Genomic DNA, 21,710 nt, shown 5'->3' with positions numbered 1-21,710 from the left:
CGGGGGCGGCGACCCGACGGCTACGGTGCGGCGGCAAGCTCTTCCGCCCCGAACTCCTCCTTGACGCCGCCGCTCTCCCGCATCGATCGTTCGAACGATTCCGTTCCGAGCCGGACGAGTGTTGCGAACGATTCCTCGGCGGAACGCGAGCCGTTTGCGACGGCAGCCAGCTCCGACTTCGCCAGCTCCCGGAACGATTTCGTAAACCCTTTGGGCACGAGCGGCACCGCGTAGGAGGCGTCCGGCTTCAAGGCGTAAAAGTCGGACAAGTCCCGTCCTTTGTAATCGGCGGCGTACCCGGTTCGGGCGAGAAGCTTCGTCGTCGATCGCGAGATGAGCTTCATATATTCGTCGCTGTGAATGTAACGGATCAGCTCCCAAGCCAGCGGGGCGTTCGCCGACCGCGCATGGATGCCGAATATGGCGTCCGTCGCAAAGTCGGTCGTCGTCTGCGGCCGCGACGGGTCGACCGGCAGCGTGACGGTGTCCCATTGGATCGGGCCGGGGCCGTTCGTTTTCATCCTTTCCATAAGATCGTGCATTTGCATCGTCAGCAAATTGTCGATCGCCATCGCCGCCCGGCCGTCGAGGAAGACGTTGTTTTTGCCGAGGCTGATCGTGGACGTGCCGTCCGCATGGCGCTTGATCGGGTCTTCGGGATAATAGAGCTTGCCGGATGCGTAAGCGCGGGCGACCCGGACGAAGACGTCCCGCCAGGCCGTCGAATCGAGCGTGAACGACGCCGACTCCGGACCGAACAACGCCAGCCCTTCGGCGAGCCCGATCCGGTAGACGAGCTCGAACGGATCGCTCGTAAAGGTCGGCTGGAACAAGCCGTAAAGCGTTCGGCCGTCCGCGTCGGCGGCGGGAAACCGCTCGGCGAGACGAAGCAGATCGGTCCAGCTCATGCCGTCCTCCGGGTAAGGAATCCGGTAGGCGTCGAACAACGTTTTGTTGTAGTACAGCACTTTCGCGTCGAACGTATTGGCGAGCCCGTACAGCCGTCCGCCGCCTTTGGCGGTAAGCCGTTCGATCAATCCCGGAACGAAGCCATCGAGATCGAAGCCGGACCGGCGAACCGGGACGTCCAGGTCGTACAGCCCGCCGTTCCGGGCCATCGCTTCGTACTGGGATTCGTTCATGACGACGATATCCGGCTTCAGCTTCTCGACCGCCCGGACGTAATCTTGGATCGTATCGCCTTCGCCGCGCGTTTCCGACAGCGGGATGACGCGGAACGTCACGTCCGGAAATCGGGTCAGGAACAAGTTGCCGTAATCGTTGTAAAACGCTTTTTCGTTCACGTACAGGACGGACAGCTCGGCCGGGCCGGATTCGTCGTACGGCTTCCAGTCGGCGTCCCGGGAAGCGCCGTCGCGATTTCCGTCGGCGGCCGGCCGTCCGCCCGACCCGCCGGCGGACGGAACCGCGGACGAGTCGCAGCCGAATACCGCCGCGACGGCGAGGGCGAGCAGCGTGAACAGGGCGGCGATTCGTTTCATGAGGCGTCGTCTCCCATCTTTTCGATTTCGATCGATCCGGCGATCTTCATCGCCTCGTCCTGCGGAATGTTGCCGGTCAGCTTGAACCGGTACGGGCCGTCCCGCCAAGTCATTTCGAATTCGCCGGATTTTTTGATGCGCAGCTCGGCGGGCTTCCCGACGATATCGATCCGGCTCGCCGGCACGTTCGACACCGGCAGCTCCACCCGGCTTTGCGACAAGTCGAAGTAGCCGTCGCCGGAAGCGTAACGGACCGTAATCGTCGGCGACGGATCGGACTCGCCGGCGGACGAGACGACCTTTTGCAACGTGAAGCGGTCCGGGACGTAGCCGGGGGTTAAGACGGCGGTGCGGGCGCCCCCCGTTGACGGCTGCGGCCCCGTCCCGTCCCGGTCGGTCGGGGAAGGGGGGAGTGCCGCGGAAGGGGGGCGGAGCCGATCGGCGAGGCCGGACAAGCCGTCCGTCGCCAATGCGGCCGTGACGACGATCGCCGCAACGGCGAATGCCGCGCCGAGGCCGTATCGGACCGCGAGCCGTCCGGCTCGCCGAGTCTTCCGTCCGGCCGCCTCTTCGCGGGCACGCCGGAGCACCGCTTCCTTCGCGGCGCGGTCCGCCCGGACCGGGCGCAGTCCGTCGTCGATCGCGTGGCGGAGCTTATCGAGCGGGTCCATGGAATTCCCTCCAATCGCGCAGTTTCGGTTTGAGCAGCGCTCTCGCCCGGTGGAGCCGGTTGCGCACCGTTCCTTCCGGGACGTTCAGGATGTCGCCGATTTCGGCGGTGGACAAATCCTCGTAGTAATACAGCAGGACGACGTCCTTATACGGGTCGCGCAGCTTCATGACGTGATGCAGCAGCTCGCGGCTCGTCTCCTCCGCGACGATCCGGTCGACGACCGATTCCGCCGCGGTCGCGCCGGGCTTCGTCCAGTCGAACGGCGTGAGCAGCATCCGCCTCCACCAGGCGCTCTTGCGCATATCTTTGCAGACGTTGACCGTAATGGCGGCGATCCAGGTCGCCACGCTGCGAACCCCGCGGTAGCGGTCCCGGCTCCGGTATACGCGGAGAAACACTTCCTGGAACGCGTCCTCGGCTTTTTGAACGTCTTTCAAATAAAGGAACGCGATCCGCATGACCCGGTCTCCGAATTCGTCCATCAGCCGCGCCAGATCGTCCGGTCCGTCCAGCCCGAAAGGGCCGGCGGCGCCGGCTTCGGCAGCGTTCCCGCCGCCGTCGCGATCGTCGTTCGATTTCATATCGAGCACCTCCGTTCACACCTCTATAGACGAGCGACCCGTGCGGCGCGCTTCAACTATTTTTGATTTCGTGAGCGAAAGAACGCATGTGAAGCGATTGACAACGGCTGATTCCTGTTTTACTGTATATAAAGACATAAACACTTATACAGTTGGGGAGTGGAATCGATCATGATTTCGGACTATTTGCGCGAATTCGGTTACTTGGCGGTATTCGTCCTATCCGCGCTGCCGTGGCTCGAGTCCGCGGCCATCGTTGCGCTGGCCGTCGCGTTCGGCCTGAATCCGTTTTGGTCGGGCGTGCTCGCCTTCGCGGGCAATTGGCTGACCGTCCTGCTCGTCGTATTCCTGTTCGACCGGTGGCACCGCTCGCTTGACAAACGCCGCGGCCCGGATTATCGTGCGAAGGAGGAGAGCAAGAAGGGCAAGCGCGCTTACCGGATCTGGATCAAGTACGGGCTGCCCGGCTTGGCGATTCTCGGGCCGTTGTTCATCGGCACGGAAATTGCCGCCGCCTTCGCCATGGGCTTCAAGGCGCCGCGCAAGCTTGTGCTGGCTTGGATGACGGGGGCGCTCGCGTTCTGGACCGTCCTGTTCGCCGTCGCGGCCCATTACGGCTTGGGCACGTTCGGCTTGATCCGCACCGACGTGTTCCCGGGAGCGTGACCGCCATGCGCAGCGCTTGCCGAATCGCCTGGTTCGAGTTGAAGGGCCGGCTCGTCCCGCTTGTCTTGACGTCGCTCATGGCGGCCGTCAACGGCTATATGCTTGGAAGCGAGATTACGGCCTATTTATCGGGAGCCGGCACCAAGCCGATCTTTTTCTCGTCCTTTTACGCGATGGACTGGATGCTCGTCGCCGTACTGCCTCTGCTCGGCACGATTCCGTTCACGAAGGAATATTTGTCGTGGAGCTCGTTCATGGACGAGCCGTTTCTGAAACGGCTGCGGTTTTACCGGATGTGGGCGATTCCGCTCGGGGTCGTCGCTTGGAGCCGGATTGTTTACGCTCTCGTCTGCCTCGCCGCCTCCCAGCTCGGCTTCGTCGCCGCGCTGGCCGTGTCCGGCTGGTCGGCGATGACCGAATATGGGAACGTTTGGACGCTCGTCTCGTACGCGCTCGTCTGGTTTGGCTATTCGGCCGCTTTGTGCGGCATTAACCCGTATTTGGAGTCCGGAACGAACGCCAAAATCGTACTCGCCGGCACGTTCGGCATCCTCGTGCTGTCGGCGGGGGCTGCGGCCGCTTTTCGCCTGCTGCTGGGCGAGCCGCTGTTCGTCTGGCTGCTGCGTGCGGTACGGGCGGACGCCTTCGTCCCTGCGGCGCTGGCGGTCGCGGCGGGGATCGCGGGCCTGCTTCTGTTCCGCCTTGCGCTCGGCCGCAGGCTGGCCCGCAACGAATAACCGTAACGACGAAAGGAGGCGGACGCGATTCGGCTGCCGATTCACCTTAACGATCAAAGCCGGGAACCGATTTACCACCAGATCGAGCAGCAGCTCGTCTCGCTCATCGTGAGCGGGCAGTTGAAGCGCGGCACGCCGCTTCCTTCGATTCGGGCTCTCGCCGGCGACTTGGCGTGCAGCGTCATTACGGTAAGCCGCGCCTATCAAAATTTGGAGCATCGCAAATATATTCGAACGGTGCAGGGGAAAGGCACGTTCGTGGCGGACGTGGAGCCGGAGGAGAGGAAGCAGGTCGCGGATGCGACGCTCTACCAGGCGTTTCGCAGCGCGGTGGAGATGAGCTTCCGGCTGCAGCTCGATCCGGAGCGGACGCGACGGACGTTCGAAAACGTAATGGCCGACGTGCTCAAGGAAAGGGGCGATACCGAATGACATCGAAGGCGCCGCTCCGGCTGGAACGGTTCGTGAAGCGAACCGGGGACTTCACGCTTGGCCCGATCGATTTGGCATTGGAGCCGGGGCTCGTGTATGTGTTGGTCGGGGCGAACGGATCGGGCAAATCGACGCTGCTGAAATGCGTGATGAACTTGATGAAGCCGACCTCGGGAAGCGTGCGGCTGTTCGGCCTGTCTTACGACGAAGGGGAATCGCCCGTCAAGCGGCAGGCGGCTTACGTGCCGGAGCCTCTGGAAGGATGCGAGTCGTTCACGCTGGAGGAGATGGGCGAGCTGATCGGCGGATGGTACGACGGATGGGACCGGCGGGATTTCCTCGGCCGAGCCGGCGCCTTTCGCGTCGCGACGAACAAGAAGTACGGGAAGCTGTCGCAGGGGGACCGGAAAAAGGCGGCGCTGACGCTCGCCCTCGGCACCCGTGCGCCGCTCCTGCTGCTCGACGAGCCGACGAACGGGCTCGATATCACGAGCCGGAACCGGCTGAAGCAAATGCTCGCCGCCGAAGCCGAAACGATCGAGCGTACCGTCCTGATGACGACCCATTCCGTCGAGGATATACGTCAATTCGCGGATTGCATCCTGCTGTTGAAGGACGGCCGGCTGGAAGGTCCGTACGAGAAGGACGAGCTGTTCCGGTCGTGGAAGCGTCTATGGCTGTCCGGCGATTCCATTCCAGCCGTATCCGACATTCCCGGAGCCGTCGAGTATGACGACGCCCCGTATCCGCAGCTCGTGACGAGGGATGCGGCGGCGACGACGGCCTACCTGGCCTCCGCCGGCGTCGCGGTGACGGGCGAGCAGCCGCTGGCCGCCGACGAGCTGCTCGAGAAGCTGCTGAACGGCGTGCCGGGTTAACGGGCGAATACGAAGCGTCGACGATGCCGAGCCGGACGTAACGCAAGCGCCGGAGGAACCGTTATAATAGAGATCGGGACGACTCAGGACAACCCGGTCTTTCTTTTATTTGGATACGCGCCAAAAGGAGAATAACGACGATGTTCAAATTAATGCTGGTCGAGGACGACAAATCGCTCGCCGGCTTGCTCGAGCGCCACCTACGCAAGTTCGGCTACGATACGAGGTCCGTCGCCGACTTCGACCGCGTCAAGGCGGAATTCGAAGCGTACGCCCCGCATCTCGTTCTGCTCGACGTCAATTTGCCGAAATACGACGGCTATTATTGGTGCCGGCAAATCCGCACCGTCTCCACGTGCCCGATCGTGTTCGTATCGGCGCGCGAAGGGAAAATGGATCAGGTCATGGCGCTCGAGAACGGCGCCGACGATTACATCACGAAGCCGTTCGATTACGAGATCGTCGTCGCGAAAATCAACAGCCAGCTGCGACGGGCGTACGGACCGTACGCCGGGCACCGCGAGCGGACGCGCTCGTTCGCCGGCTTGACGCTCGATCCGGAACGGCTCATGCTCTCGCTCGGCGAGCGCAAAATCGAGCTCAGCCATACCGAAACGAAAATCGTGGAGGAGCTGCTGGAGAAGCCGGAGCGAATCGTCAGCCGGGACCGGCTGCTCGAAAAAATATGGGACGATCAGACGTTCGTGGACGACAACACGCTGAACGTCTATATCGCCCGCGTCCGCAAAAAGCTGCAATCGCTCGGCGTTCACGACGCGCTCCAGACGATTCGGGGGCAAGGGTATCGGCTCGTCCCGAGCTGGGAGGAGACGCGATGAAGCTGTTTATCCGCGACCATATTCCTCTCGTCGTCGTCTATGCCGCCCAGCTGTTCGTCGTCACGCTCGTGTATCGGCTGGACGGCTACCGCCATACGCCGATCGTCTGGTATGCGGCGCTGCTCAGCGGCTGCATGCTTGCCGGCTACCTCGCCTGGCGTTACTGGTCCTGCCGAACGTTTTACGCCCGGCTGGAAAAAAAGCCCGAATCGATCGGCGATTGGGCGTCCGACGGCGGCGACGCCGAATCTTCTCCGCTCGCCGCCGGCTTGCGGCGTCTCCTGCGGGAGCAATACCGGCTTTACCGGGCCGAGCTGCACCAATATAAACGGAAAATCGACGACCATATCCAGTTCATCAACCAATGGGTGCACCAGATGAAAATTCCGTTGTCGGTCATCCACCTGATCGTGCAGGACGAAGACGACGAACGGTTCGCGGCGATCGGCGACGAGCTCGACCGGATGAAGAAAGGGCTGGAAACGGTGCTGGTTACGGCTCGGCTCGATACGTTCGAGCGGGATTTCCATGCCGAGACGCTCGATCTGGAAACCGTCGTGCGGACGGCCGTGTCCGCCCAGAAACGGTTGTTTATTCGCAGCCGGCTGTTCCCCGTCGTCCGGATCGAAGGGCGGCCGGCGGTCGTCTCGGACGACAAATGGCTCCATTTCGTGCTGACGCAGCTTTTGACGAACGCGATCCGTTATTCGGCCGAGCCGAACCGGCACATCCATCTGAACGCTTATGCCCGCGAGGACGGGACCGTACTGGACGTGCGGGATGAAGGGGTCGGCATTCCGAGCAGCGATTTGCCTCGCGTATTCGAGCCTTATTTTACGGGGGAAAACGGGCGGACGTTCCCCGAGTCGACCGGGATGGGGCTGTACTTGGCGAATCAAATATGCCGGAAGCTCGGCCATCGGCTCGAAATCGAGTCGGAGCCCGGAGCCGGGACGACGGTCCGGATCGTCTTCCAAACCTTACAATCGCGTAAGGTAATGTAAGCTGGCGCGATGGCTGGCGCGACGAAGGCGGCCTATAATGAGAACGTAACGATCCAAGGAAGGAGCGAGTCGCGTGCCGGTTCTGGAAACGAACGCTTTGACGAAAATATACGAAGGTACGGTGAGCTGCACCGCGCTGGACAACGTCAGCCTGACGATCGGAGAGGGCGAATTCGTCGGCATCATGGGACCTTCGGGCAGCGGCAAGACGACGCTGTTGAACGTGATCGCGACGATCGACGAGCCGACGGCGGGCGAGATCGTCCTGGACGGCCGCAGTCCGTTCGCGCTCGACAAGCGGGAGAAGGCGCTGTTCCGCCGACGGCGGCTCGGCTTCGTCTTCCAGCATTACAACTTGCTCGAAAAGCTGACCGTCGAGGAGAACGTCGCGCTGCCGCTCGTTCTCGACCGCGTACCGGTGCACGAGATCGAGACGAGGCTGGAGGAGACGATGCGCACGCTCGGCATCGGCCATCTGCGGGCGAAGCGCACGTACGAGCTGTCCGGCGGGCAAATGCAGCGGACCGCCATCGCGCGGGCGATCATTCATCGACCGGCGCTAGTGCTCGCCGACGAGCCGACCGGCAATCTCGACTCCAGAGCGTCGAACGACGTCATGACGACGCTGTCCGCCCTCGGCGGGCGGGACGGCGCGACGATCCTAATGGCGACGCACGACGCGTCGGCGGCCAGCTATTGCGATCGGGTCGTTTTCATCAAGGACGGGAAGCTCGTCAACGACATGTACAGAGGGGACAGCCGCCAAACGTTTTTTCAGCGCATTCTCGATATGCTGTCGCTGTTGGGAGGAGACTCGCGTGACGTTACGCCGGCTCGCCTTTAACAACGTCGTCCGCAACAAGAGGCTGTACGCGGCCTACTTCGGCAGCAGCGCGTTTTCGGTGACGATCTTTTTCGTCTGTGCGCTCATCGCGTTCAATCCGGGCCTTCGCGAAGGAATCGTCTACGACGTCGCCCTGCAAATGATGATCGCGGCCGAATGCATCCTGTTCGCGTTCTGCTTCGGCTTCGTGCTGTATTCGGTCGGCTCGTTTCTTCGAACGCGGAAACGCGAATTCGGCATATTGCTGCTGCACGGCATGACGCCGGGACAGCTCGCGGCCATGGTCGCGGTCGAGAACATGATCATCGGCTGCGGTGCGATCGCCGCCGGTCTCGCCGTCGGGACGTTGACGGGCAAGCTGTTTCTCCTGATCGGATCGGGTATTCTGGGCGTTGCCGAGCTTCCGTTTCACCTCTCTTGGCGGGTGCCCGTCTTGACGGTCGGCGCTTTTCTCGTCCTGTTCGGCGTCATCTCCGTTTGTACGACCGGGCTTGTCCGCGGCAAACGGCTGAACGAGCTGTTTCTGTCCGGGCGGAAGCCGGAGCCGGAGCCGTTCGCTTCGCCGATGCTCGCCGTTCTGGGCGCCTTGCTCCTGACGGTCGGATACGCGCTTGCCGCGACGTCGACGATCGCCACGGTCTATGTCCGCATCGTCCCGGTCGTCGGGATGACGATCGTCGGCACGTACTTGGCGTATACGCAACTCGGCGTCGCCTTCGTTCGTCTAATGAGACGAAGACGCCGGACCGTCTGGCGGGGAACCCGGCTTTGGACGATTTCCCATATGGCGTTCCGGTTGAAGGACAACGCGCGCATGCTGTTCGCGGTGACGATCGTATCGGCGGTATCGTTTTGCTCGGTCGGCGTATTCGCTTCGATCCAATCGTTGTCCAAGCAGTTTCGCGAAGATTACCTCGCGGCGGTCGTCTACATCGCCAAAGATGGCAGCGGCGTCGATCGAAGCCACTTGGCGGACATCGAGGCGGAGCTGGCGGCCAAAGGACTGGCGTACGGCGTCGTCCGGATGCCGATCAAGTATGCGGCGGTCGAAGCGTCGACCGCGCCATCGCCGCCGCGGCTGATGCCGATCGTATCGTTCTCGGACTACCGGAAGACGGTCGAGCAAGCCGGCTTCGCCTTCGGCGAGCCGCCGCTTACCGGCGACGAGGCGCTCGTCATGCTCGGCGCTCAGCGGGACAGGCGAGCCGCGGACGTGCGGACGCCGGCATCGTACACGCTTCGGGCGAACGGGCTGTCCGTCCGGGAAATCGGTCACACGAAGCACGTGCCGATCCCGGACTACTTGTCCGACGATTTGGCCGGCGAAGCGGCAGGCGGCTTCGGAGGCGTCGTCGTCGCCGACGAGCTGTTCGGGCGGATCGCGGCGGAGAAGACGGACCGGTTCACGGGCTATTACGTTTCCGATTACGAGCGAACGTTCGGCCTGGCCGCCGGGCTCGCCCCGGACGGCGTCGTCCGCTACGATTCGGATCAACCGTATGCGATGACGGTAAGCTGCACGCTGGCCGCCGTTCAGCGAAGCTTGTACGGCACGATGCTGTTCGCCGCGCTGCTCGTCGGCACCGTATTTTTCATCGCGGCCGGCAGTATGCTTTACTTCCGCTTGTACGCCGACCTCGATGACGACGGCCGCCAATACGCCGCCGTTTCGAAGCTCGGCTTGACGGAAAAGGAGTTGAACCGCAGCGTAACGGTTCAGCTGGCGACGCTGTTTTTCGCGCCGATCGCGTTCGCGATCGTGCACAGCGCGTTCGCCTTCGCGGCGCTGCAATCGTTCTTTCCGCTTTCGATCGCCGCGGAGACCGGCGGGGTTCTGCTCGGCTTCGTCGCGGCGCAGACGGCCTATTTTGCCGTCATCCGCCACCGGTACATCCGCAATTTGAACCGCTATTTGCACTCAACTTAACTTGTAGGGAGGCTTTCATGCAAAACTGGATTACCGATTTTATGGAGCAGTACGGGTATATCGGCATTTTTTTGATGATCGCGCTGGAAAATTTGTTTCCGCCGATTCCGTCGGAAGTGATTCTGACGTTCGGCGGGTTCATGACGACGTACTCGGGCATGACCGTCCCTGGAGTCATAGCGGCCGCCACGGCGGGATCCGTCGTCGGAGCCGTCATCCTGTACGGGATCGGCCGTCTGCTCGACGTAAGCCGGCTGGAAAAAATCGTCGACCGGTGGGGACGCTTGCTTCGGGTGAAGCGGGACGACATTCGCAAGGCGGACGCCTGGTTCGACAAGTACGGCTATTGGACCGTGTTTTTTTGCCGGATGGTTCCGCTGATCCGAAGCTTGATCTCGATCCCGGCCGGCATGTCCAACATGAGGTTTTCGCTGTTTCTGCTGTTCACGACGCTCGGCACGCTGATCTGGAACGTCGTCCTCGTCATGGTCGGCGCCGCCGTCGGACAGTCGTGGGAAGACATCGTCGGCTTCATGGACGTTTATTCCAATATCGCTTACGCCATCATCGGCCTCGGCCTGCTTGCGGTGTTGTTCGCCTGGACGCGTCGGCTTAGAAGGAAGAAGGTGTGACGGCGATGGATTGGACGACGCTGTGGAAAGCGGTCGTGCTCGGAATCGTGGAAGGCTTGACCGAGTTCGCTCCCGTCTCGTCTACCGGACACATGATCATCGTCGACGATATGTGGCTGCAGTCGAAGACGTTTTTGACGGAATACGTGGCGAACACGTTCAAGGTCGTCATCCAACTCGGCTCGATTCTCGCCGTCCTGATCGTCTTCAAGGACCGGTTTATCGAGCTGCTTGGCTTGAGACGCCGGGACGGTGAGGGAGAAGGCGCCGTTCGGTCCGGGCGGGGGGGAAGGACGGGACGGCTGAAGCTGTCGCAAGTCATCGTCGGCTTGCTGCCGGCCGGCGTGCTGGGGCTGCTGTTCGAGGACGCCATCGACGAGCATCTGTTCTCGACGTCCACCGTGCTGATCGGCTTGGTCGTCGGGGCGCTTCTCATGCTGGCGGCCGACCGGTTCGCCCCGAAGCGGCCAAGGACGGAGACGGTCGACCAAATGACGCACAAGCAGGCGTTTCTCGTCGGGCTTGTCCAGTGCTTCTCGCTGTGGCCGGGCTTTTCCCGGTCCGGCTCGACGATTTCCGGCGGCGTCCTGCTCGGGATGAGCCATCGCGCGGCGGCCGACTTCACGTTCATTATGGCCGTTCCGATCATGCTCGGCGCAAGCTTCTTGTCCCTGCTCAAGAAATGGGAATATTTTACCGTCGAGACGCTGCCGTTTTTCGTCGTCGGCTTCGTCAGCGCGTTCGTGTTCGCGCTCGTGTCGATCCGCTTTTTCCTGAAGCTGATCGGACGGATCAAGCTGGCGCCGTTCGCATTCTATCGAATCGCGCTGGCCGTCGTCGTCTATTTCTTTTATTTTTGAGTCTCGTCCGGCATGGACGATAGCCGCCCGGAACGTCGCGTTCCGGGCGGTTTGTTCGTGTGCTATAATCGGAATGACCTTATCGCAAAGGAGTCGTCCCATGACCGACAATCGCCAATCCCCGCACCCGGACGTGCGGGCTTACCTCGACCGCATCGGCTACGACGGACCGCTCGACGGCAGCGCGGAAACGTTGGCCCGCCTCCAGGAATGCCACCTCCATACGGTACCTTACGAAAACTTCGACATCTTGAAGCGCATCCCGCTGTCGCTCGAAATCCCGAACCTGCACGACAAAATCGTCCGCCGGCGCCGCGGCGGGTATTGCTTCGAGCTGAACGCCTTGTTCGGATGGCTTTTGCGCGGGCTCGGTTACGACGTCACCGACTTGATGGCCCGCTTTTGGCGCGACGAGCCGAATCCGCCTCCGAAGCGCCGGCATCAGGTGCTGCGCGTCGCCGTCGGCGACGACGTCTACTTGGTCGACGTAGGCGTGGGGGGCATCGTGCCGCGCCGCCCCGTCGCGATGGTCGAGCTGCAGGAGCAGCAGCAGGGCGACGAGCGGTACCGGCTCGAGCGCGATCCGTTTTTCGGCTGGGTGCTGTGCGAATTCAAGCACGGCGAATGGAGCCGGATTTATTCGTTCACCGAAGAGCCGCAGCTGCCGCGTGACTACCTGATGGCGACGTACTGGTGCGAGAACGCTCCGGAATCGATCTTCGTCGCGAACCCGATGGCGGCGATCCGCACGAAGGAAGGGCGCAACACGATAGCGGGCAACGAATTCCGCTTGTTCAAGTCCGACGGCGTCCAAACGTTTGTGCCGCAGACGGACGAACAATTCCGCGAGGCGCTGCGTACGCATTTCGGCATCGTCCTCGATTGACGGAGCGATGTCTGGCGGACGACGAAACGAGGAAGGGAGGGAGGACGATGGCCTGCCGGAACGAGCGCATCCGGCTGATCGGCATCGATTGCGCGGCGAGCGAGGAGAAGACGGGGCTGGCGATGCTCGCGCCGGATGCGGAAGGCTATCGGCTCGAACGGGTGTCGACCGGCTCGCAATCCCTCCCCGCGGAGTCCGTATTGACGGATTGGATCGGGGAGAGCTTGAGCGAGGGGTGCCGTCTGCTCTTATGCTTCGATTCGCCTCTCGGCTGGCCGGCCGCCTTCGCCGAGCAGTTGGCCGGCCATGCCGCGGGCGGCGCCATTGCATCCGATCCCGATTCGTTCTTCAAGCGGGCGACGGACCGGCGCGTCTCGGACGAGCTCGGCAAACGGCCGCTCGAGGTGACGGCGAATTATATCGCCCGAACCGCCTTCCGGGCGTTGGCGCTGGCCGACCGGCTGCGGAGCCGATTCGGCGGTCTCGAGCTGCTGTGGAGCGCGGACGGGCTCGAGCGGATCGGCATGATCGAGGTGTACCCCGCCGCTTGGCTTATCGCCGAGCGGGTGGATCATGCGGACTACAAGAAGCTTGCCGCCGTGCGGGAGCGGATCGTGTGCGAGCTGCGGGAGCGGGGCGTCCGGATCGGACACGCGGAAGCCGAGCGGGTCATCCGGTCGGATCATATGCTGGACGCGGTTTTGTGCGCGATGAACGGGATCGATTTTTGGAACGGCGACTGCGTCGTGCCGGACACCGCGGATGCGGATCGTTTACGAAAGGAAGGCTGGATCTGGTTCAAGACGAAGCGGGAGGCGGCCTCGTCTTTAGTCGAAGGGAGCGATCGGAATGAGCAATGACTCGCAGCTGAAATCGGAGCGGGGGATCGACGTACTGAAGCGAACCCGGCGAATATGCATGCCGCTGCCCGAAGTGGCGGAAAACGTCGACGGCTTCGGCCACGTCGTCTTCCAGGTCGGGGGCAAAACGTTCGTACGGCTCGGCGAACACAACGGGCATGTCGGCCTCTCGTTCAAGTCGGACTTGGAGACGCAGCATCTCCTGATCCAACAGGGCGGGTACTACCGGACGCCTTACGTCGGCCAGCACGGCTGGGTATCGGCGGAGATGCCCCCGGATTGGGACGCGCTCGCCGATCTATTGAAGGAAGCGTATTTGCGAACGGCGCCGAAAAAGCTTGTGAAACGGCTGCTGGAATCGGGCCGCGAAAACGGATAGCCGAAGGGGGAGGAGCGGCCGGTATCGGAACCAGCCGCTGTATGGCGGGTGCATCGCTTCCATGATTCGAGCGGCACCTCCCGGGCGAATGGACCGCTCATGCGAGCAGCTTCAGCCCGACGGCCGCGACGATGACCATCGATATGAACACCATGCGCCGCCAATCCTTCGACTCGTCGTAGACGAGCATGCCGAGCAGCGCGCCGCCGACGGTGCCGATACCGGTCCATACCGCATAGGCGGTTCCCATCGACAGCGTCGACATCGCATAGGACAGCAGAACGAAGCTGAGGCCGAACCCGCCGATCATAATCGCGTAGGAACCGATCGAACGGTTGCGATTCCATTGGTTGATGCCGGACACGCCGGCCACTTCGCACAAACCGGCGAGTACGAGAGCGAGCCAATCCATGTCAGGAAGCCTCCTTCGTTTTGGTCTCGACCGTCACCAGCTTGAGGCCGGCGACGCCGCATACGAGCAGCAGGATGAGGAGCAGCTTGACGACGCGCAACGGTTCGCCGAAGACGATCGTTTCCATCAAAACCGTACCGGCCGTGCCGATGCCGGTGAAGACGGCGTACGTCGTACCGACCGGCAGCTTCCCCGACGCCCGGATGAGCAGCGCCATGCTGACCGCAATCGCGGCCAGCGTGAGCAGCCAGGTCGTCGCATCGTAGGCATGCTTCAATCCGATAACCCACGCGATTTCGAAGCATCCCGCGATCCATACCGTAATCCAATGCCGATTCATGACGTCACCTCTTGTATCTGATTTCGACACGAAAAAAAGCCCGGGAAAGATATCATCCGCATGATATCCTCCCGGGCTTTTGTCCCTCCGTGTCCGCAAGACTGCGCCTTGCGCGTCTTCTCTCGGACCTGGCCGATCGCTCGCGATCGCGGAACCCTAGAAGACCGATTGATTACCGTCATCATACCCGAACCGGCGGCGATCGTCAATGATACATTGACGTTTGCGATGAAAACGATTGACCCGAGCGACGAAATAACGCCCGACAAGCCCGCGATAACTCGCGGGCTTGCGCCATGATCTCATCCGACGAACGCGACCGCGTCGCCGAGCTTGACGTCGCCCGGCTTCACTACGGTGGCGTAGAGGCCGAAGCAAAGGCCGTATGCCGCGTTCACCGTTTTCAGCAGCGCCGGAGATCGTTCGAGCGTATCGGGGTCGATCGTGATCATCGTACACCGCTCGCACGGTCCTCTCACGAGCAGCTCCGCCTCGCCGATCGACGCCGTCCTGCCGATCCAATCGCCGTCCTCGAGCGAGAGGCGCTCGTCCGTCTTCACGATCAGGTTCGGCCGGAACCGGCGCGGGTCGAGAGATTTGCCCCAGCTCCGCTCGAGCTGCGCCAGCGAGCGATCGGTCACGATGAGCACGCTCTCGGCGTCGACGGCCAACAGGTCGGCGCTATCGGGGCGATGGCGCTCCAGCGAGAGGACCGGCTTCGCGCCGCGCTGCACGGTTTGAAGCAGCCGCTCGTCCCAGCCGAACGTTTCACCTTGCGGGGACGTAATGCGCAGCGGCGGAAATTCGTCCGCCGGGGGTTCCGGTCCGAACACGAATTCCGCCTTCCATGCGAGCATGTGCGGAAGCTGCCGGGCGGTGACATACCGTTCCCAGCCTTGCTTGGTCCCGTCGACGAACGCATGGCTGCGGTCGCCGTACAGGCCGTACCGCTCGATGCGCACGCGGTTCGGGCTTTCGCCCGCGAACGATTTGACCGGATACCGGTATAGGCGGCTAACGACGCCGACAACGCTGCGACTCACCGCAACCATCCTTTCTTCTTCCTCGGAGCTTCCCGATGATGGACAATAGTGTACCATGGTTCGGCATCGCGGTCCATCGCGCCGAAGACGAACGGACACCCGTACGGTAGCGGGTGTCCGTTTCGCGTTCATGGGGACGCCGGGGCCGAGCGGCTGCGCAGCTGACGAATATGCTTCGTCCGCGTCTCGGCGTCGATCGATCGGCTGGAGCCGACCTGCAGCAGCGACGAGGTGGAGACGGAGAGAACGTCGACCCACCCGACCCGGATCAGCGACCTTGCGTTGTTGATCGTCATGGCGACCGGTTCGTCCGGAACGGGCCGAGGGATCGGCCGCTTGAAGATGGGGAACGACTCGAACGACCCTTCGTCGCCGCGGAACGTCGGGACTTCCCGCTGGACGGCGAGCGCCATCGTTCGCGGCTTGACGTCTTCGATGTCGCCGACCAGAAGCGTCGAGGAAAAGGTCACTTCGTTGACCGAAATGTCGTCTACGACCGAAAGTCGGGGCATAGCGGCCAGCCTCCTTTAACGCCCGGAAGCCAGCGGCACGAGCGGACCGATAATGAGCGATTCGGGCGGCGTATCGAAAATCGACGAGAGACAGACGACCTGCGTATCGCCGATCAGCAGCACCGACGAGCTGGCTACGCCGACGACCCGGATCGAGCCGACGGACAGCTGTTTGTTCTCCACGTTAAAATTCATCGGCGTTCAGCCTCCTTTATCCGATTTTTGCCGAATATGGCGCTCGATCGCCGTCCGGATGTCGGTCAACAGCTTGTCGACGATCGTGTCCTCCTTGTCGCCCGGCCGTTCCGATCCGACGGGCTCCTGGACGGCATTCCAATAATGCTCGATGCGCCGGTCGAGCTGCGTCCGGATGTCCTGCACGATGAAGCCTCGATAGTCGTCTCCGAGGTCGACACCGTATTGCCGCTCCAGCCCGCGAATCAGACCGTCGCCTTCACCGCTCAAATAATCGTCCAGCCGGGCGCGAATGCGGTCGCGGGCTTCCTGCTGTCCGGCATCGTCCGTTACGTCGGCTCCGTCGACGGAGAAGTCCTCGATCGTCTTGCCGACGTCCGGAGACACGCCGATATGGAGCGTCCCGTCCAGCTTCTCGATTTTCAATTGGTCGAACTTGTACTCGATTTTTTCGACCGTCATCGTCCGCTGCTGCTTGAGCGTTTCGATTTCCTTTTGGAGCTGCCCGATCTTCGATTCCAGCTCTTGCATTTGACGCGATTGCCACTTCAAGTACGCGTTCAGTTGTTGAAAGTAAGAGGCCGGAGGCAGCGTGTTCATGGGTTTGCTCCTTCCTGAAAGGATCGGGTCTTCTATCCGACGCGCGGCGAGGCGGAGGTCAGCGGCACGAGTGACGCCGCCGTACTCGCCTCGCCGGCGACGGCGGCGGGAGCCGGCCCGGTAAAGCCGCCGGTGTTGTACAAATTCGACAGCCCTTTGATGACGCCGGCGCTGCCGATTTGCAGGACGGACGAGTTGGAAACCGAATCGACCCGCAATTGATGAATGACGATGCTCTGGTGGACGATCAAGTTCATGGCAACGGAACACCCGCCTTGTCGATGGATAACGCATTCGAATCGGCGATATCGCCGTCGTACGTATTCGTTAAATTTACGGCATTGTAGGTGCGCACGCCGTCGCCCGTATTGAACGAGCCGGCGCCGGCGAACGTTTTGGATGTGCTCTGCGGCGCCAGCTGGAGCGAATCGCCGATATGGACGATGGAGCTCGGACCGACGCTCAATATTTTGATGCTTCCCACAATGGCTGGCATGCGGAACACCCTTGTCGAGTATGTCGTTGTTCCCATTGTATGTGGACGTCCGGGCGGGTATGATACATCGATCGATCATGCGGGAGCGAGGTGCCTCATATACTGCATGTAGAGAAGGAGGGGAAGCGAGTGGACGATCCGAAAAAAGACTTTTTCGCCAACTTCGACTGGAAAAGCTTCGAACAGTTTTTCGGTGGCCGTCTTCCCTTGATTCCGCACGACCGGAAGAACGATACGGCTTGGATCGAAGGGTACGTGCAGGACGTCATGAAACAGGTGTTTCCGCAATCGGCGGACTTGTTCAACAAGCCGTTTCGGGCGGAGGTGTTCGAGACGCACAACAACGTCGTCGTCCGCATCAATATCCCCGACAAATCGGTCGCCCGGGACTTGCGCACGTATATCGGCGTCAGTCAGGTGAAGCTGGAAGGACTGCCCGACCGGAAGTCGCAAACGATCAAGCTGAGCTCGTACGTCGTGCCGGAGAGCGCCAAGGCGGTATACAAAAACGGCGTGCTGCAGCTCCATATGCGCAAAGTAAGAATGAACGAGCAAATGCGCGAGGTGAACGTCCGCTTTCCCGATTAGGCGAGGATCGGCCCGCGGCACGAAAAAAAGCGATTCGGCGCATCCGTACGGAACCCGTAAACCGGCGCCAATCGCTTTTTTTAGTCATCTTTTTCAGGGGTTGTTCAATGCCGTCATCGAATCCGCGACATCGGGGTCGTACGTAATCGTGTAGCTTAGAAGCGAGATCGTCTGCAAAAAATCCCCCGTGTTGCCGCCGCCGGCGCCCGAGTAGCTTTTGGTCGTGCTGTTCGGGGCGATTTGCAGCACGTCCCCGAACGTGACCGCCCCTTCGGCCCCGGTTATTTTGATCGGCGCCAATATGATGGATGGCATGCGAGGGCCTCCTTCGCATTAAAGTCTTTACCCACTATATGAGCGCGCCCCCGGATTCATGCGTGTTCGGCGGATCGGACGGCGTGCCCATTTGCACCCGTCACGAAGCGCCTAAGCCGTACCGCGTATAAAGCTTGAAGAAGACGTCGTTACAGGACGCGGCGTGCCGTCGTGTAATGAGAGTTCCACCAGCCGGAATTGAGGTTGCTGATCGTGACCCCGGGCTTGCCGTACGTATGCATGATTTTGCCGTTCCCGATATATACCGCGACGTGATGGATCGGCGAATAGAAGAAGACGAGATCGCCCGGCTTCAGCTGACTGCGGGGAACGTATTTGCCCGCCTTCGATTGCTGCGCGGACGAACGCGGAATCGAGACGCCGTGTTGGCGGAAAATGTACTGCGTAAACGAAGAGCAGTCGAACGAGGACGTATGGCCCGTCTTCGCCCCGAACTGATAGCGAACGCCCAAATATTTTTTGCCTGTGGCGATAATGGAGCTTGCCGATTTGGATGCCGTTACGGTGGCGGCGTGCGCCGATTGCGGAGTCAGCATCAGGCTCCCGGAAAACATCATCGAAAGGCTCATGCTCACGACGACCAACGATTTCGCCCATTTTTTCTTCGTCATATTCATAACGACCTCCTCCGAATATTGTCGGGTCGTGCTGTCGACCTGTATCCAGCCTAACACAAGTCGAATCGCCGAATAATTGGAAGAGGGGGCGCGAATCGTTGACCGGCGCGGGTTACACCGCTTTCATGAGAATTTCATTAGAAAAGGAACGCAGTTTTCGCTTGACAGCCTGCATCCCGCACTACGATTGGGTTTCGCGCATGAAACGGTCTGCTTTCATCTGTCGGAAACGGATGCGTCAGACCGCCGTCGCGCTGTTGCGGGACCGTCTCCGGTCGGCCGCCGTCGCGATCCCCATAAGCGCCAGAGCGGATGCGACGAGTGCGGCCGGGATGACGAAGATGGCGGGCGAATAGCCGGTCACGAGGAACGGCAGCAAGTAGCCGACGAGCGAGGCGGTTTGCGACAAGGCGACATACAGGCTGGAGCCGAAGCCGATTCGCGAATGGAACATCCGCTGCACGTATCCCATCGCGACGCCGTACAGCACCGACACGTAAAACGAGTAAAGCGGCTGCACAGCGAAAAACACCGCCAGCGGCGGGCTGAACGAATACGCGATGTAGACGGCGAGGGCGAAACCGCTCGCGACGGCGATGACGCGCCGGCTGCCGTACCGGGCGGCCCAATAGCCGGCCAGCGTCATGAACAGCAGCTCGAAGACGGCTTGTACGCTCCACAAGTACGACATCGTCTGCGGCTTGCCGAACAGCTGGACGACGACGAGCGGGAGGTACAGCCCGCGCAGGGCGTCTCCGCAGCTGAGCAAAAGAAGCGCCAGCAGCATCAAGACGGAGAACGGCTCGCTCCGGCTCGCCGGCGAGTCCGCCTTCGTCTCGTGCTCCCGGTAGACGAGCAGCAGCGCGAAAAGCGAGGCGTAGCCGAGCCAATTTCCCCATAGAATGCCCCGAAATCCGGCAATCAAATAAACGTTGGCCCCGATGAGCAGCCCCGTGAAAAAACCGACGCTGAGCGTCGCCCGCAGCCAGATTTGCGCCATTTCGTAGAAGCTGTGCGCTTTGCGCAAAAAATGATTGCGCGCCATCGCGAACAATTGGCCCATAATCAGCCCGGACGGCGCGACGGCGAGAATCATCCCGGCAAGCGTCAAGCCGTAGCCGTCCGCGAGCATATAGACGGACAAGCCGCACATGCAAAGCGCGCTGGCGGCGATCGGCAGCGCCTTCTTCCGCCGGATCCGGTCGCTGATCGTCCCGACCGCGATCGTCGTCGCCATGTTGAGCAGAAGCGCGATCGAGAAGATGGAGGCGATCTCCCCTTTGCTCAAGCCGATTCCGTCCCGCATATAGACGGCGTTCATCGGAGCGAGAATACCCGTGCCGATGCCGTACAGGAACATGCCCGCGATAAGCGGACCCGCTCCTTCGATCGCGAAAAACGACCGGAAATCCGAACGTATGCTCATCCGCATCCGACCCCTTCCTCATGGAATACCTCGATCATACCAAATGGAGGAACGATTGGAGAGGGGGAAATATGTACGATAAACAGTCGCCGGACGACGACAAACGGCCGGGATTAACGTTCCCGGCCGTTACGGCGCTTGGCGGAGCGGTCCGCGCTGGGCTGCGGCCGCTTCGGTGCATGAAGGCCGCGCTTCGCCCGGCCTGACGCTTGGCGGCCAGGCGGCAAGCTTTTCGTCGCCGCCTGCGGCCCGCCGAACAACGAGCCGAAGTTGCCGAACGAACCGAGCAGCTTCAGCATCGGCCCGAATTGCCGGGCCATTTGCACCATTCTTTGAATTTTTCCCATCGTGGACATGATGCCGTCGATCCCGCCCATCCGATCGAGAAACGAAGCGAAGCCTTGCAGCCCCGATTGCTGACCTTCGACCGGTTGGGGGGACGGGCCGCCGAACAGCCCTGGCACGTTTTGCTGATTCAGATACGGTCCGGAAGAACCGTGTTCCGTACCGATCGGAACGGCCCGGGACGTCCGCTTCCGGTTCCCGCCTTTTCGCTTTGCCATCGTTTGCAGCACCCTCTTCGCGGATAGTCGACTCCCACGGTACACCTTATGTGCATACGGCTCGGACCGAGTGGGTGGATGACGGGGAGGAATCCGCCCGTTTGCCGGAGAATCTAAGGTTGGAACGAAGCGTAGGCGAACGGGAACGATCGCCGGAAAAGAAGGAGAGGTGCGGAGTGAATCGATACGTCGCGCTTCTGCGCGGAATTAACGTAAGCGGTCAAAAGCCGATCAAAATGGCGGATCTGAAACGGATGTTCGAAGAAATGGGATTCGCGCGGGTGCAAACGTACATTCAGAGCGGCAACGTCCTGTTCGAGGCCGAGGGGGAGGCGGAGACGATCCGCCGCGAGATCGAACGCGGAATCGAGGAATCGTTCGGATTCGAGGTGACGGTCGTTCTGAGAACGACGGCCGATATGGAACGCGTCGTCCGCTCCTGCCCGTTCCCGGCCGATGCACTGAAGGAAGGAGAGTCCCTGTACGTCTCCCTGCTTGCCGATACGCCTTCGCCGCAAGCGATCGACAAGCTGCCGGGCTATTCGGACGACATCGACGAATACCGGATCGCCGGGCGGGACGTGTACATTTTGTGCAGGAAAGGATTCGGCCAATCGAAATTTTCGAACAGCTTTCTCGAACGGAAGCTCGGCGTTGCGGCGACGAACCGCAATTGGCAAACGATGACCAAGCTCGTCGCCCTCGGACGGGCGATGGAGAACGGCTGACGAACGGCACCGGCCGGTCCGGATCGGCAGGTCCACGCCGCACCCGCCCTCCATGTGGCGGGTTATTCGGCGTCGCCGCGTTAAGATCGTACCATGACGTTAAAACATTGCTATACCCAAAGCGGGAAATAGAAATAATAATGAGAAGGTAAGG

At 61.5% G+C, this 21,710-nt stretch carries 30 protein-coding genes and 1 riboswitch; of the genes, 15 read left to right on the top strand and 15 right to left on the bottom strand.

Annotation, left to right across the window (positions count from 1 at the left end; all coding sequences use genetic code 11):
* Positions 1 to 20: 20 nt before the first annotated feature.
* The 3 genes from DLM86_RS08540 to DLM86_RS08530 are packed head-to-tail and all read right to left on the bottom strand — an operon-like array spanning position 21 to position 2,756.
* Positions 21 to 1,502: an ABC transporter substrate-binding protein gene (locus DLM86_RS08540; RefSeq protein ID WP_110839560.1), complete on the bottom strand. Its 1,482-nt coding sequence runs from the start codon at positions 1,500 to 1,502 to the stop codon at positions 21 to 23.
* The gene (locus DLM86_RS08535; protein WP_110839559.1) at positions 1,499 to 2,173 is read right to left on the bottom strand and encodes a DUF4367 domain-containing protein; all 675 of its coding nucleotides are present in this window, start codon (positions 2,171 to 2,173) and stop codon (positions 1,499 to 1,501) included. The genes DLM86_RS08540 and DLM86_RS08535 overlap by 4 nt, the downstream gene beginning before the upstream one ends.
* Positions 2,157 to 2,756, bottom strand: a complete 600-nt coding sequence (locus DLM86_RS08530) for a sigma-70 family RNA polymerase sigma factor (RefSeq protein WP_110839558.1) — start codon at positions 2,754 to 2,756, stop codon at positions 2,157 to 2,159. Before DLM86_RS08530 ends, DLM86_RS08535 begins: the two co-directional genes overlap by 17 nt.
* A 171-nt stretch (positions 2,757 to 2,927) precedes the next feature.
* On the opposite strand from DLM86_RS08530, the gene DLM86_RS08525 reads away from it, so the two are divergent.
* From DLM86_RS08525 to DLM86_RS08465, 13 genes are all read left to right on the top strand, one after another.
* Positions 2,928 to 3,422, top strand: coding sequence for a small multi-drug export protein (locus DLM86_RS08525; protein ID WP_110839557.1), 495 nt, complete (start codon positions 2,928 to 2,930; stop codon positions 3,420 to 3,422).
* A gap of 5 nt (positions 3,423 to 3,427) precedes the next feature.
* A complete protein-coding gene (locus DLM86_RS08520) occupies positions 3,428 to 4,159 on the top strand; it encodes a hypothetical protein (protein WP_110839556.1) in 732 nt (243 codons plus the stop codon).
* A gap of 108 nt (positions 4,160 to 4,267) precedes the next feature.
* Positions 4,268 to 4,591, top strand: coding sequence for a GntR family transcriptional regulator (locus tag DLM86_RS08515; protein ID WP_425453950.1), 324 nt, complete (start codon positions 4,268 to 4,270; stop codon positions 4,589 to 4,591).
* Positions 4,588 to 5,469, top strand: coding sequence for an ATP-binding cassette domain-containing protein (locus tag DLM86_RS08510; RefSeq protein WP_110839554.1), 882 nt, complete (start codon positions 4,588 to 4,590; stop codon positions 5,467 to 5,469). Before DLM86_RS08515 ends, DLM86_RS08510 begins: the two co-directional genes overlap by 4 nt.
* 140 nt (positions 5,470 to 5,609) lie before the next feature.
* Positions 5,610 to 6,308 (top strand): response regulator transcription factor, encoded by a 699-nt coding sequence (locus DLM86_RS08505; RefSeq protein WP_110839553.1) that lies wholly within the window; start codon positions 5,610 to 5,612, stop codon positions 6,306 to 6,308.
* Entirely contained in the window at positions 6,305 to 7,312 is a 1,008-nt protein-coding gene (locus tag DLM86_RS08500; protein ID WP_110839552.1) for a sensor histidine kinase, read from the top strand. Before DLM86_RS08505 ends, DLM86_RS08500 begins: the two co-directional genes overlap by 4 nt.
* Before the next feature lie 73 nt (positions 7,313 to 7,385).
* The gene (locus DLM86_RS08495; RefSeq protein ID WP_110839551.1) at positions 7,386 to 8,156 is read left to right on the top strand and encodes an ABC transporter ATP-binding protein; all 771 of its coding nucleotides are present in this window, start codon (positions 7,386 to 7,388) and stop codon (positions 8,154 to 8,156) included.
* Positions 8,131 to 10,083 (top strand): FtsX-like permease family protein, encoded by a 1,953-nt coding sequence (locus tag DLM86_RS08490; protein ID WP_110839550.1) that lies wholly within the window; start codon positions 8,131 to 8,133, stop codon positions 10,081 to 10,083. Before DLM86_RS08495 ends, DLM86_RS08490 begins: the two co-directional genes overlap by 26 nt.
* A gap of 17 nt (positions 10,084 to 10,100) precedes the next feature.
* Positions 10,101 to 10,715, top strand: coding sequence for a DedA family protein (locus DLM86_RS08485; RefSeq protein ID WP_110839549.1), 615 nt, complete (start codon positions 10,101 to 10,103; stop codon positions 10,713 to 10,715).
* A 5-nt stretch (positions 10,716 to 10,720) separates the two neighbouring features.
* A complete protein-coding gene (locus tag DLM86_RS08480) occupies positions 10,721 to 11,575 on the top strand; it encodes an undecaprenyl-diphosphate phosphatase (RefSeq protein WP_110839773.1) in 855 nt (284 codons plus the stop codon).
* Positions 11,576 to 11,675: 100 nt separating this feature from the next.
* A complete protein-coding gene (locus tag DLM86_RS08475; RefSeq protein ID WP_110839548.1) occupies positions 11,676 to 12,461 on the top strand; it encodes an arylamine N-acetyltransferase family protein in 786 nt (261 codons plus the stop codon).
* Between the two features lie 47 nt (positions 12,462 to 12,508).
* A complete protein-coding gene (locus DLM86_RS08470; RefSeq protein WP_110839547.1) occupies positions 12,509 to 13,321 on the top strand; it encodes a DUF429 domain-containing protein in 813 nt (270 codons plus the stop codon).
* Positions 13,311 to 13,700: an MmcQ/YjbR family DNA-binding protein gene (locus DLM86_RS08465; protein ID WP_110839546.1), complete on the top strand. Its 390-nt coding sequence runs from the start codon at positions 13,311 to 13,313 to the stop codon at positions 13,698 to 13,700. Before DLM86_RS08470 ends, DLM86_RS08465 begins: the two co-directional genes overlap by 11 nt.
* A gap of 97 nt (positions 13,701 to 13,797) precedes the next feature.
* On the opposite strand, the gene DLM86_RS08460 is transcribed toward DLM86_RS08465, so the two are convergent.
* From DLM86_RS08460 to DLM86_RS08425, 8 genes are all read right to left on the bottom strand, one after another.
* Complete coding sequence (locus DLM86_RS08460; protein WP_110839545.1) at positions 13,798 to 14,112, bottom strand: DMT family transporter; 315 nt, start codon at positions 14,110 to 14,112, stop codon at positions 13,798 to 13,800.
* Between the two features lies 1 nt (position 14,113).
* Positions 14,114 to 14,452, bottom strand: a complete 339-nt coding sequence (locus tag DLM86_RS08455; RefSeq protein ID WP_110839544.1) for a DMT family transporter — start codon at positions 14,450 to 14,452, stop codon at positions 14,114 to 14,116.
* Positions 14,453 to 14,518: 66 nt separating this feature from the next.
* Positions 14,519 to 14,623: riboswitch (guanidine-I (ykkC/yxkD leader) on the bottom strand.
* A 131-nt stretch (positions 14,624 to 14,754) separates the two neighbouring features.
* The gene (locus DLM86_RS08450; protein WP_158289393.1) at positions 14,755 to 15,495 is read right to left on the bottom strand and encodes an MOSC domain-containing protein; all 741 of its coding nucleotides are present in this window, start codon (positions 15,493 to 15,495) and stop codon (positions 14,755 to 14,757) included.
* Between the two features lie 128 nt (positions 15,496 to 15,623).
* Positions 15,624 to 16,007, bottom strand: a complete 384-nt coding sequence (locus DLM86_RS08445) for a spore germination protein GerPE (RefSeq protein ID WP_110839542.1) — start codon at positions 16,005 to 16,007, stop codon at positions 15,624 to 15,626.
* Between the two features lie 15 nt (positions 16,008 to 16,022).
* Positions 16,023 to 16,202 carry a spore gernimation protein GerPD gene (locus tag DLM86_RS08440; protein WP_110839541.1) on the bottom strand — a complete coding sequence of 60 codons (180 nt, stop codon included), beginning with the start codon at positions 16,200 to 16,202 and terminating at the stop codon, positions 16,023 to 16,025.
* A 6-nt stretch (positions 16,203 to 16,208) separates the two neighbouring features.
* The gene (gene gerPC, locus DLM86_RS08435) at positions 16,209 to 16,802 is read right to left on the bottom strand and encodes a spore germination protein GerPC (protein ID WP_110839540.1); all 594 of its coding nucleotides are present in this window, start codon (positions 16,800 to 16,802) and stop codon (positions 16,209 to 16,211) included.
* A gap of 32 nt (positions 16,803 to 16,834) precedes the next feature.
* Complete coding sequence (locus tag DLM86_RS08430) at positions 16,835 to 17,059, bottom strand: spore germination protein GerPB (protein ID WP_110839539.1); 225 nt, start codon at positions 17,057 to 17,059, stop codon at positions 16,835 to 16,837.
* Positions 17,056 to 17,298 (bottom strand): spore germination protein, encoded by a 243-nt coding sequence (locus DLM86_RS08425; RefSeq protein ID WP_110839538.1) that lies wholly within the window; start codon positions 17,296 to 17,298, stop codon positions 17,056 to 17,058. The genes DLM86_RS08430 and DLM86_RS08425 overlap by 4 nt, the downstream gene beginning before the upstream one ends.
* A 129-nt stretch (positions 17,299 to 17,427) precedes the next feature.
* On the opposite strand from DLM86_RS08425, the gene DLM86_RS08420 reads away from it, so the two are divergent.
* Positions 17,428 to 17,886: an Hsp20/alpha crystallin family protein gene (locus DLM86_RS08420; protein ID WP_110839537.1), complete on the top strand. Its 459-nt coding sequence runs from the start codon at positions 17,428 to 17,430 to the stop codon at positions 17,884 to 17,886.
* Positions 17,887 to 17,979: 93 nt separating this feature from the next.
* Here DLM86_RS08420 and DLM86_RS08415 read toward each other — a convergent pair whose 3' ends face one another.
* From DLM86_RS08415 to DLM86_RS08400, 4 genes are all read right to left on the bottom strand, one after another.
* Entirely contained in the window at positions 17,980 to 18,201 is a 222-nt protein-coding gene (locus DLM86_RS08415; protein WP_110839536.1) for a spore germination protein, read from the bottom strand.
* 149 nt (positions 18,202 to 18,350) lie between these two features.
* Positions 18,351 to 18,839: a C40 family peptidase gene (locus DLM86_RS08410; RefSeq protein WP_425453948.1), complete on the bottom strand. Its 489-nt coding sequence runs from the start codon at positions 18,837 to 18,839 to the stop codon at positions 18,351 to 18,353.
* Positions 18,840 to 19,077: 238 nt separating this feature from the next.
* On the bottom strand, positions 19,078 to 20,265 hold the full coding sequence (locus DLM86_RS08405) for an MFS transporter (RefSeq protein WP_110839771.1): 1,188 nt from the start codon (positions 20,263 to 20,265) through the stop codon (positions 19,078 to 19,080).
* 113 nt (positions 20,266 to 20,378) lie between these two features.
* Positions 20,379 to 20,828 (bottom strand): hypothetical protein, encoded by a 450-nt coding sequence (locus DLM86_RS08400; protein ID WP_110839535.1) that lies wholly within the window; start codon positions 20,826 to 20,828, stop codon positions 20,379 to 20,381.
* Between the two features lie 176 nt (positions 20,829 to 21,004).
* Between DLM86_RS08400 and DLM86_RS08395 the strand changes: the two genes are divergently transcribed.
* Complete coding sequence (locus tag DLM86_RS08395) at positions 21,005 to 21,556, top strand: DUF1697 domain-containing protein (RefSeq protein WP_110839534.1); 552 nt, start codon at positions 21,005 to 21,007, stop codon at positions 21,554 to 21,556.
* Positions 21,557 to 21,710 lie beyond the last annotated feature (154 nt).

The sequence above is a fragment of the Paenibacillus flagellatus genome, from assembly GCF_003217775.1.
Lineage (GTDB): Bacteria > Bacillota > Bacilli > Paenibacillales > NBRC-103111 > Paenibacillus_AB > Paenibacillus_AB flagellatus.
The sequence above is the reverse complement of the archived record's forward strand: the minus strand, read 5'-3'. Positions and strand labels throughout refer to the sequence as shown.

What these genes read in the sequence shown, in the direction of transcription:
- DLM86_RS08535 (WP_110839559.1), bottom strand. Translation starts at nt 2,173, where the DNA reads ATGGACCCGCTCGATAAGCTCCGCCACGCGATCGACGACGGACTGCGC.
- DLM86_RS08520 (WP_110839556.1), top strand. Translation starts at nt 3,428, where the DNA reads ATGCGCAGCGCTTGCCGAATCGCCTGGTTCGAGTTGAAGGGCCGGCTC.
- DLM86_RS08430 (WP_110839539.1), bottom strand. Translation starts at nt 17,059, where the DNA reads ATGAACTTGATCGTCCACCAGAGCATCGTCATTCATCAATTGCGGGTC.
- DLM86_RS08405 (WP_110839771.1), bottom strand. Translation starts at nt 20,265, where the DNA reads ATGAGCATACGTTCGGATTTCCGGTCGTTTTTCGCGATCGAAGGAGCG.
- DLM86_RS08530 (WP_110839558.1), bottom strand. Translation starts at nt 2,756, where the DNA reads ATGAAATCGAACGACGATCGCGACGGCGGCGGGAACGCTGCCGAAGCC.
- DLM86_RS08455 (WP_110839544.1), bottom strand. Translation starts at nt 14,452, where the DNA reads ATGAATCGGCATTGGATTACGGTATGGATCGCGGGATGCTTCGAAATC.
- DLM86_RS08460 (WP_110839545.1), bottom strand. Translation starts at nt 14,112, where the DNA reads ATGGATTGGCTCGCTCTCGTACTCGCCGGTTTGTGCGAAGTGGCCGGC.
- DLM86_RS08505 (WP_110839553.1), top strand. Translation starts at nt 5,610, where the DNA reads ATGTTCAAATTAATGCTGGTCGAGGACGACAAATCGCTCGCCGGCTTG.
- DLM86_RS08415 (WP_110839536.1), bottom strand. Translation starts at nt 18,201, where the DNA reads ATGCCATCCATCATATTGGCGCCGATCAAAATAACCGGGGCCGAAGGG.
- DLM86_RS08485 (WP_110839549.1), top strand. Translation starts at nt 10,101, where the DNA reads ATGCAAAACTGGATTACCGATTTTATGGAGCAGTACGGGTATATCGGC.
- DLM86_RS08480 (WP_110839773.1), top strand. Translation starts at nt 10,721, where the DNA reads ATGGATTGGACGACGCTGTGGAAAGCGGTCGTGCTCGGAATCGTGGAA.
- DLM86_RS08525 (WP_110839557.1), top strand. Translation starts at nt 2,928, where the DNA reads ATGATTTCGGACTATTTGCGCGAATTCGGTTACTTGGCGGTATTCGTC.
- DLM86_RS08440 (WP_110839541.1), bottom strand. Translation starts at nt 16,202, where the DNA reads ATGAATTTTAACGTGGAGAACAAACAGCTGTCCGTCGGCTCGATCCGG.
- gerPC (WP_110839540.1), bottom strand. Translation starts at nt 16,802, where the DNA reads ATGAACACGCTGCCTCCGGCCTCTTACTTTCAACAACTGAACGCGTAC.
- DLM86_RS08475 (WP_110839548.1), top strand. Translation starts at nt 11,676, where the DNA reads ATGACCGACAATCGCCAATCCCCGCACCCGGACGTGCGGGCTTACCTC.
- DLM86_RS08400 (WP_110839535.1), bottom strand. Translation starts at nt 20,828, where the DNA reads ATGGCAAAGCGAAAAGGCGGGAACCGGAAGCGGACGTCCCGGGCCGTT.
- DLM86_RS08445 (WP_110839542.1), bottom strand. Translation starts at nt 16,007, where the DNA reads ATGCCCCGACTTTCGGTCGTAGACGACATTTCGGTCAACGAAGTGACC.
- DLM86_RS08500 (WP_110839552.1), top strand. Translation starts at nt 6,305, where the DNA reads ATGAAGCTGTTTATCCGCGACCATATTCCTCTCGTCGTCGTCTATGCC.
- DLM86_RS08465 (WP_110839546.1), top strand. Translation starts at nt 13,311, where the DNA reads ATGAGCAATGACTCGCAGCTGAAATCGGAGCGGGGGATCGACGTACTG.
- DLM86_RS08425 (WP_110839538.1), bottom strand. Translation starts at nt 17,298, where the DNA reads ATGCCAGCCATTGTGGGAAGCATCAAAATATTGAGCGTCGGTCCGAGC.
- DLM86_RS08540 (WP_110839560.1), bottom strand. Translation starts at nt 1,502, where the DNA reads ATGAAACGAATCGCCGCCCTGTTCACGCTGCTCGCCCTCGCCGTCGCG.
- DLM86_RS08470 (WP_110839547.1), top strand. Translation starts at nt 12,509, where the DNA reads ATGGCCTGCCGGAACGAGCGCATCCGGCTGATCGGCATCGATTGCGCG.
- DLM86_RS08410 (WP_425453948.1), bottom strand. Translation starts at nt 18,839, where the DNA reads ATGAATATGACGAAGAAAAAATGGGCGAAATCGTTGGTCGTCGTGAGC.
- DLM86_RS08510 (WP_110839554.1), top strand. Translation starts at nt 4,588, where the DNA reads ATGACATCGAAGGCGCCGCTCCGGCTGGAACGGTTCGTGAAGCGAACC.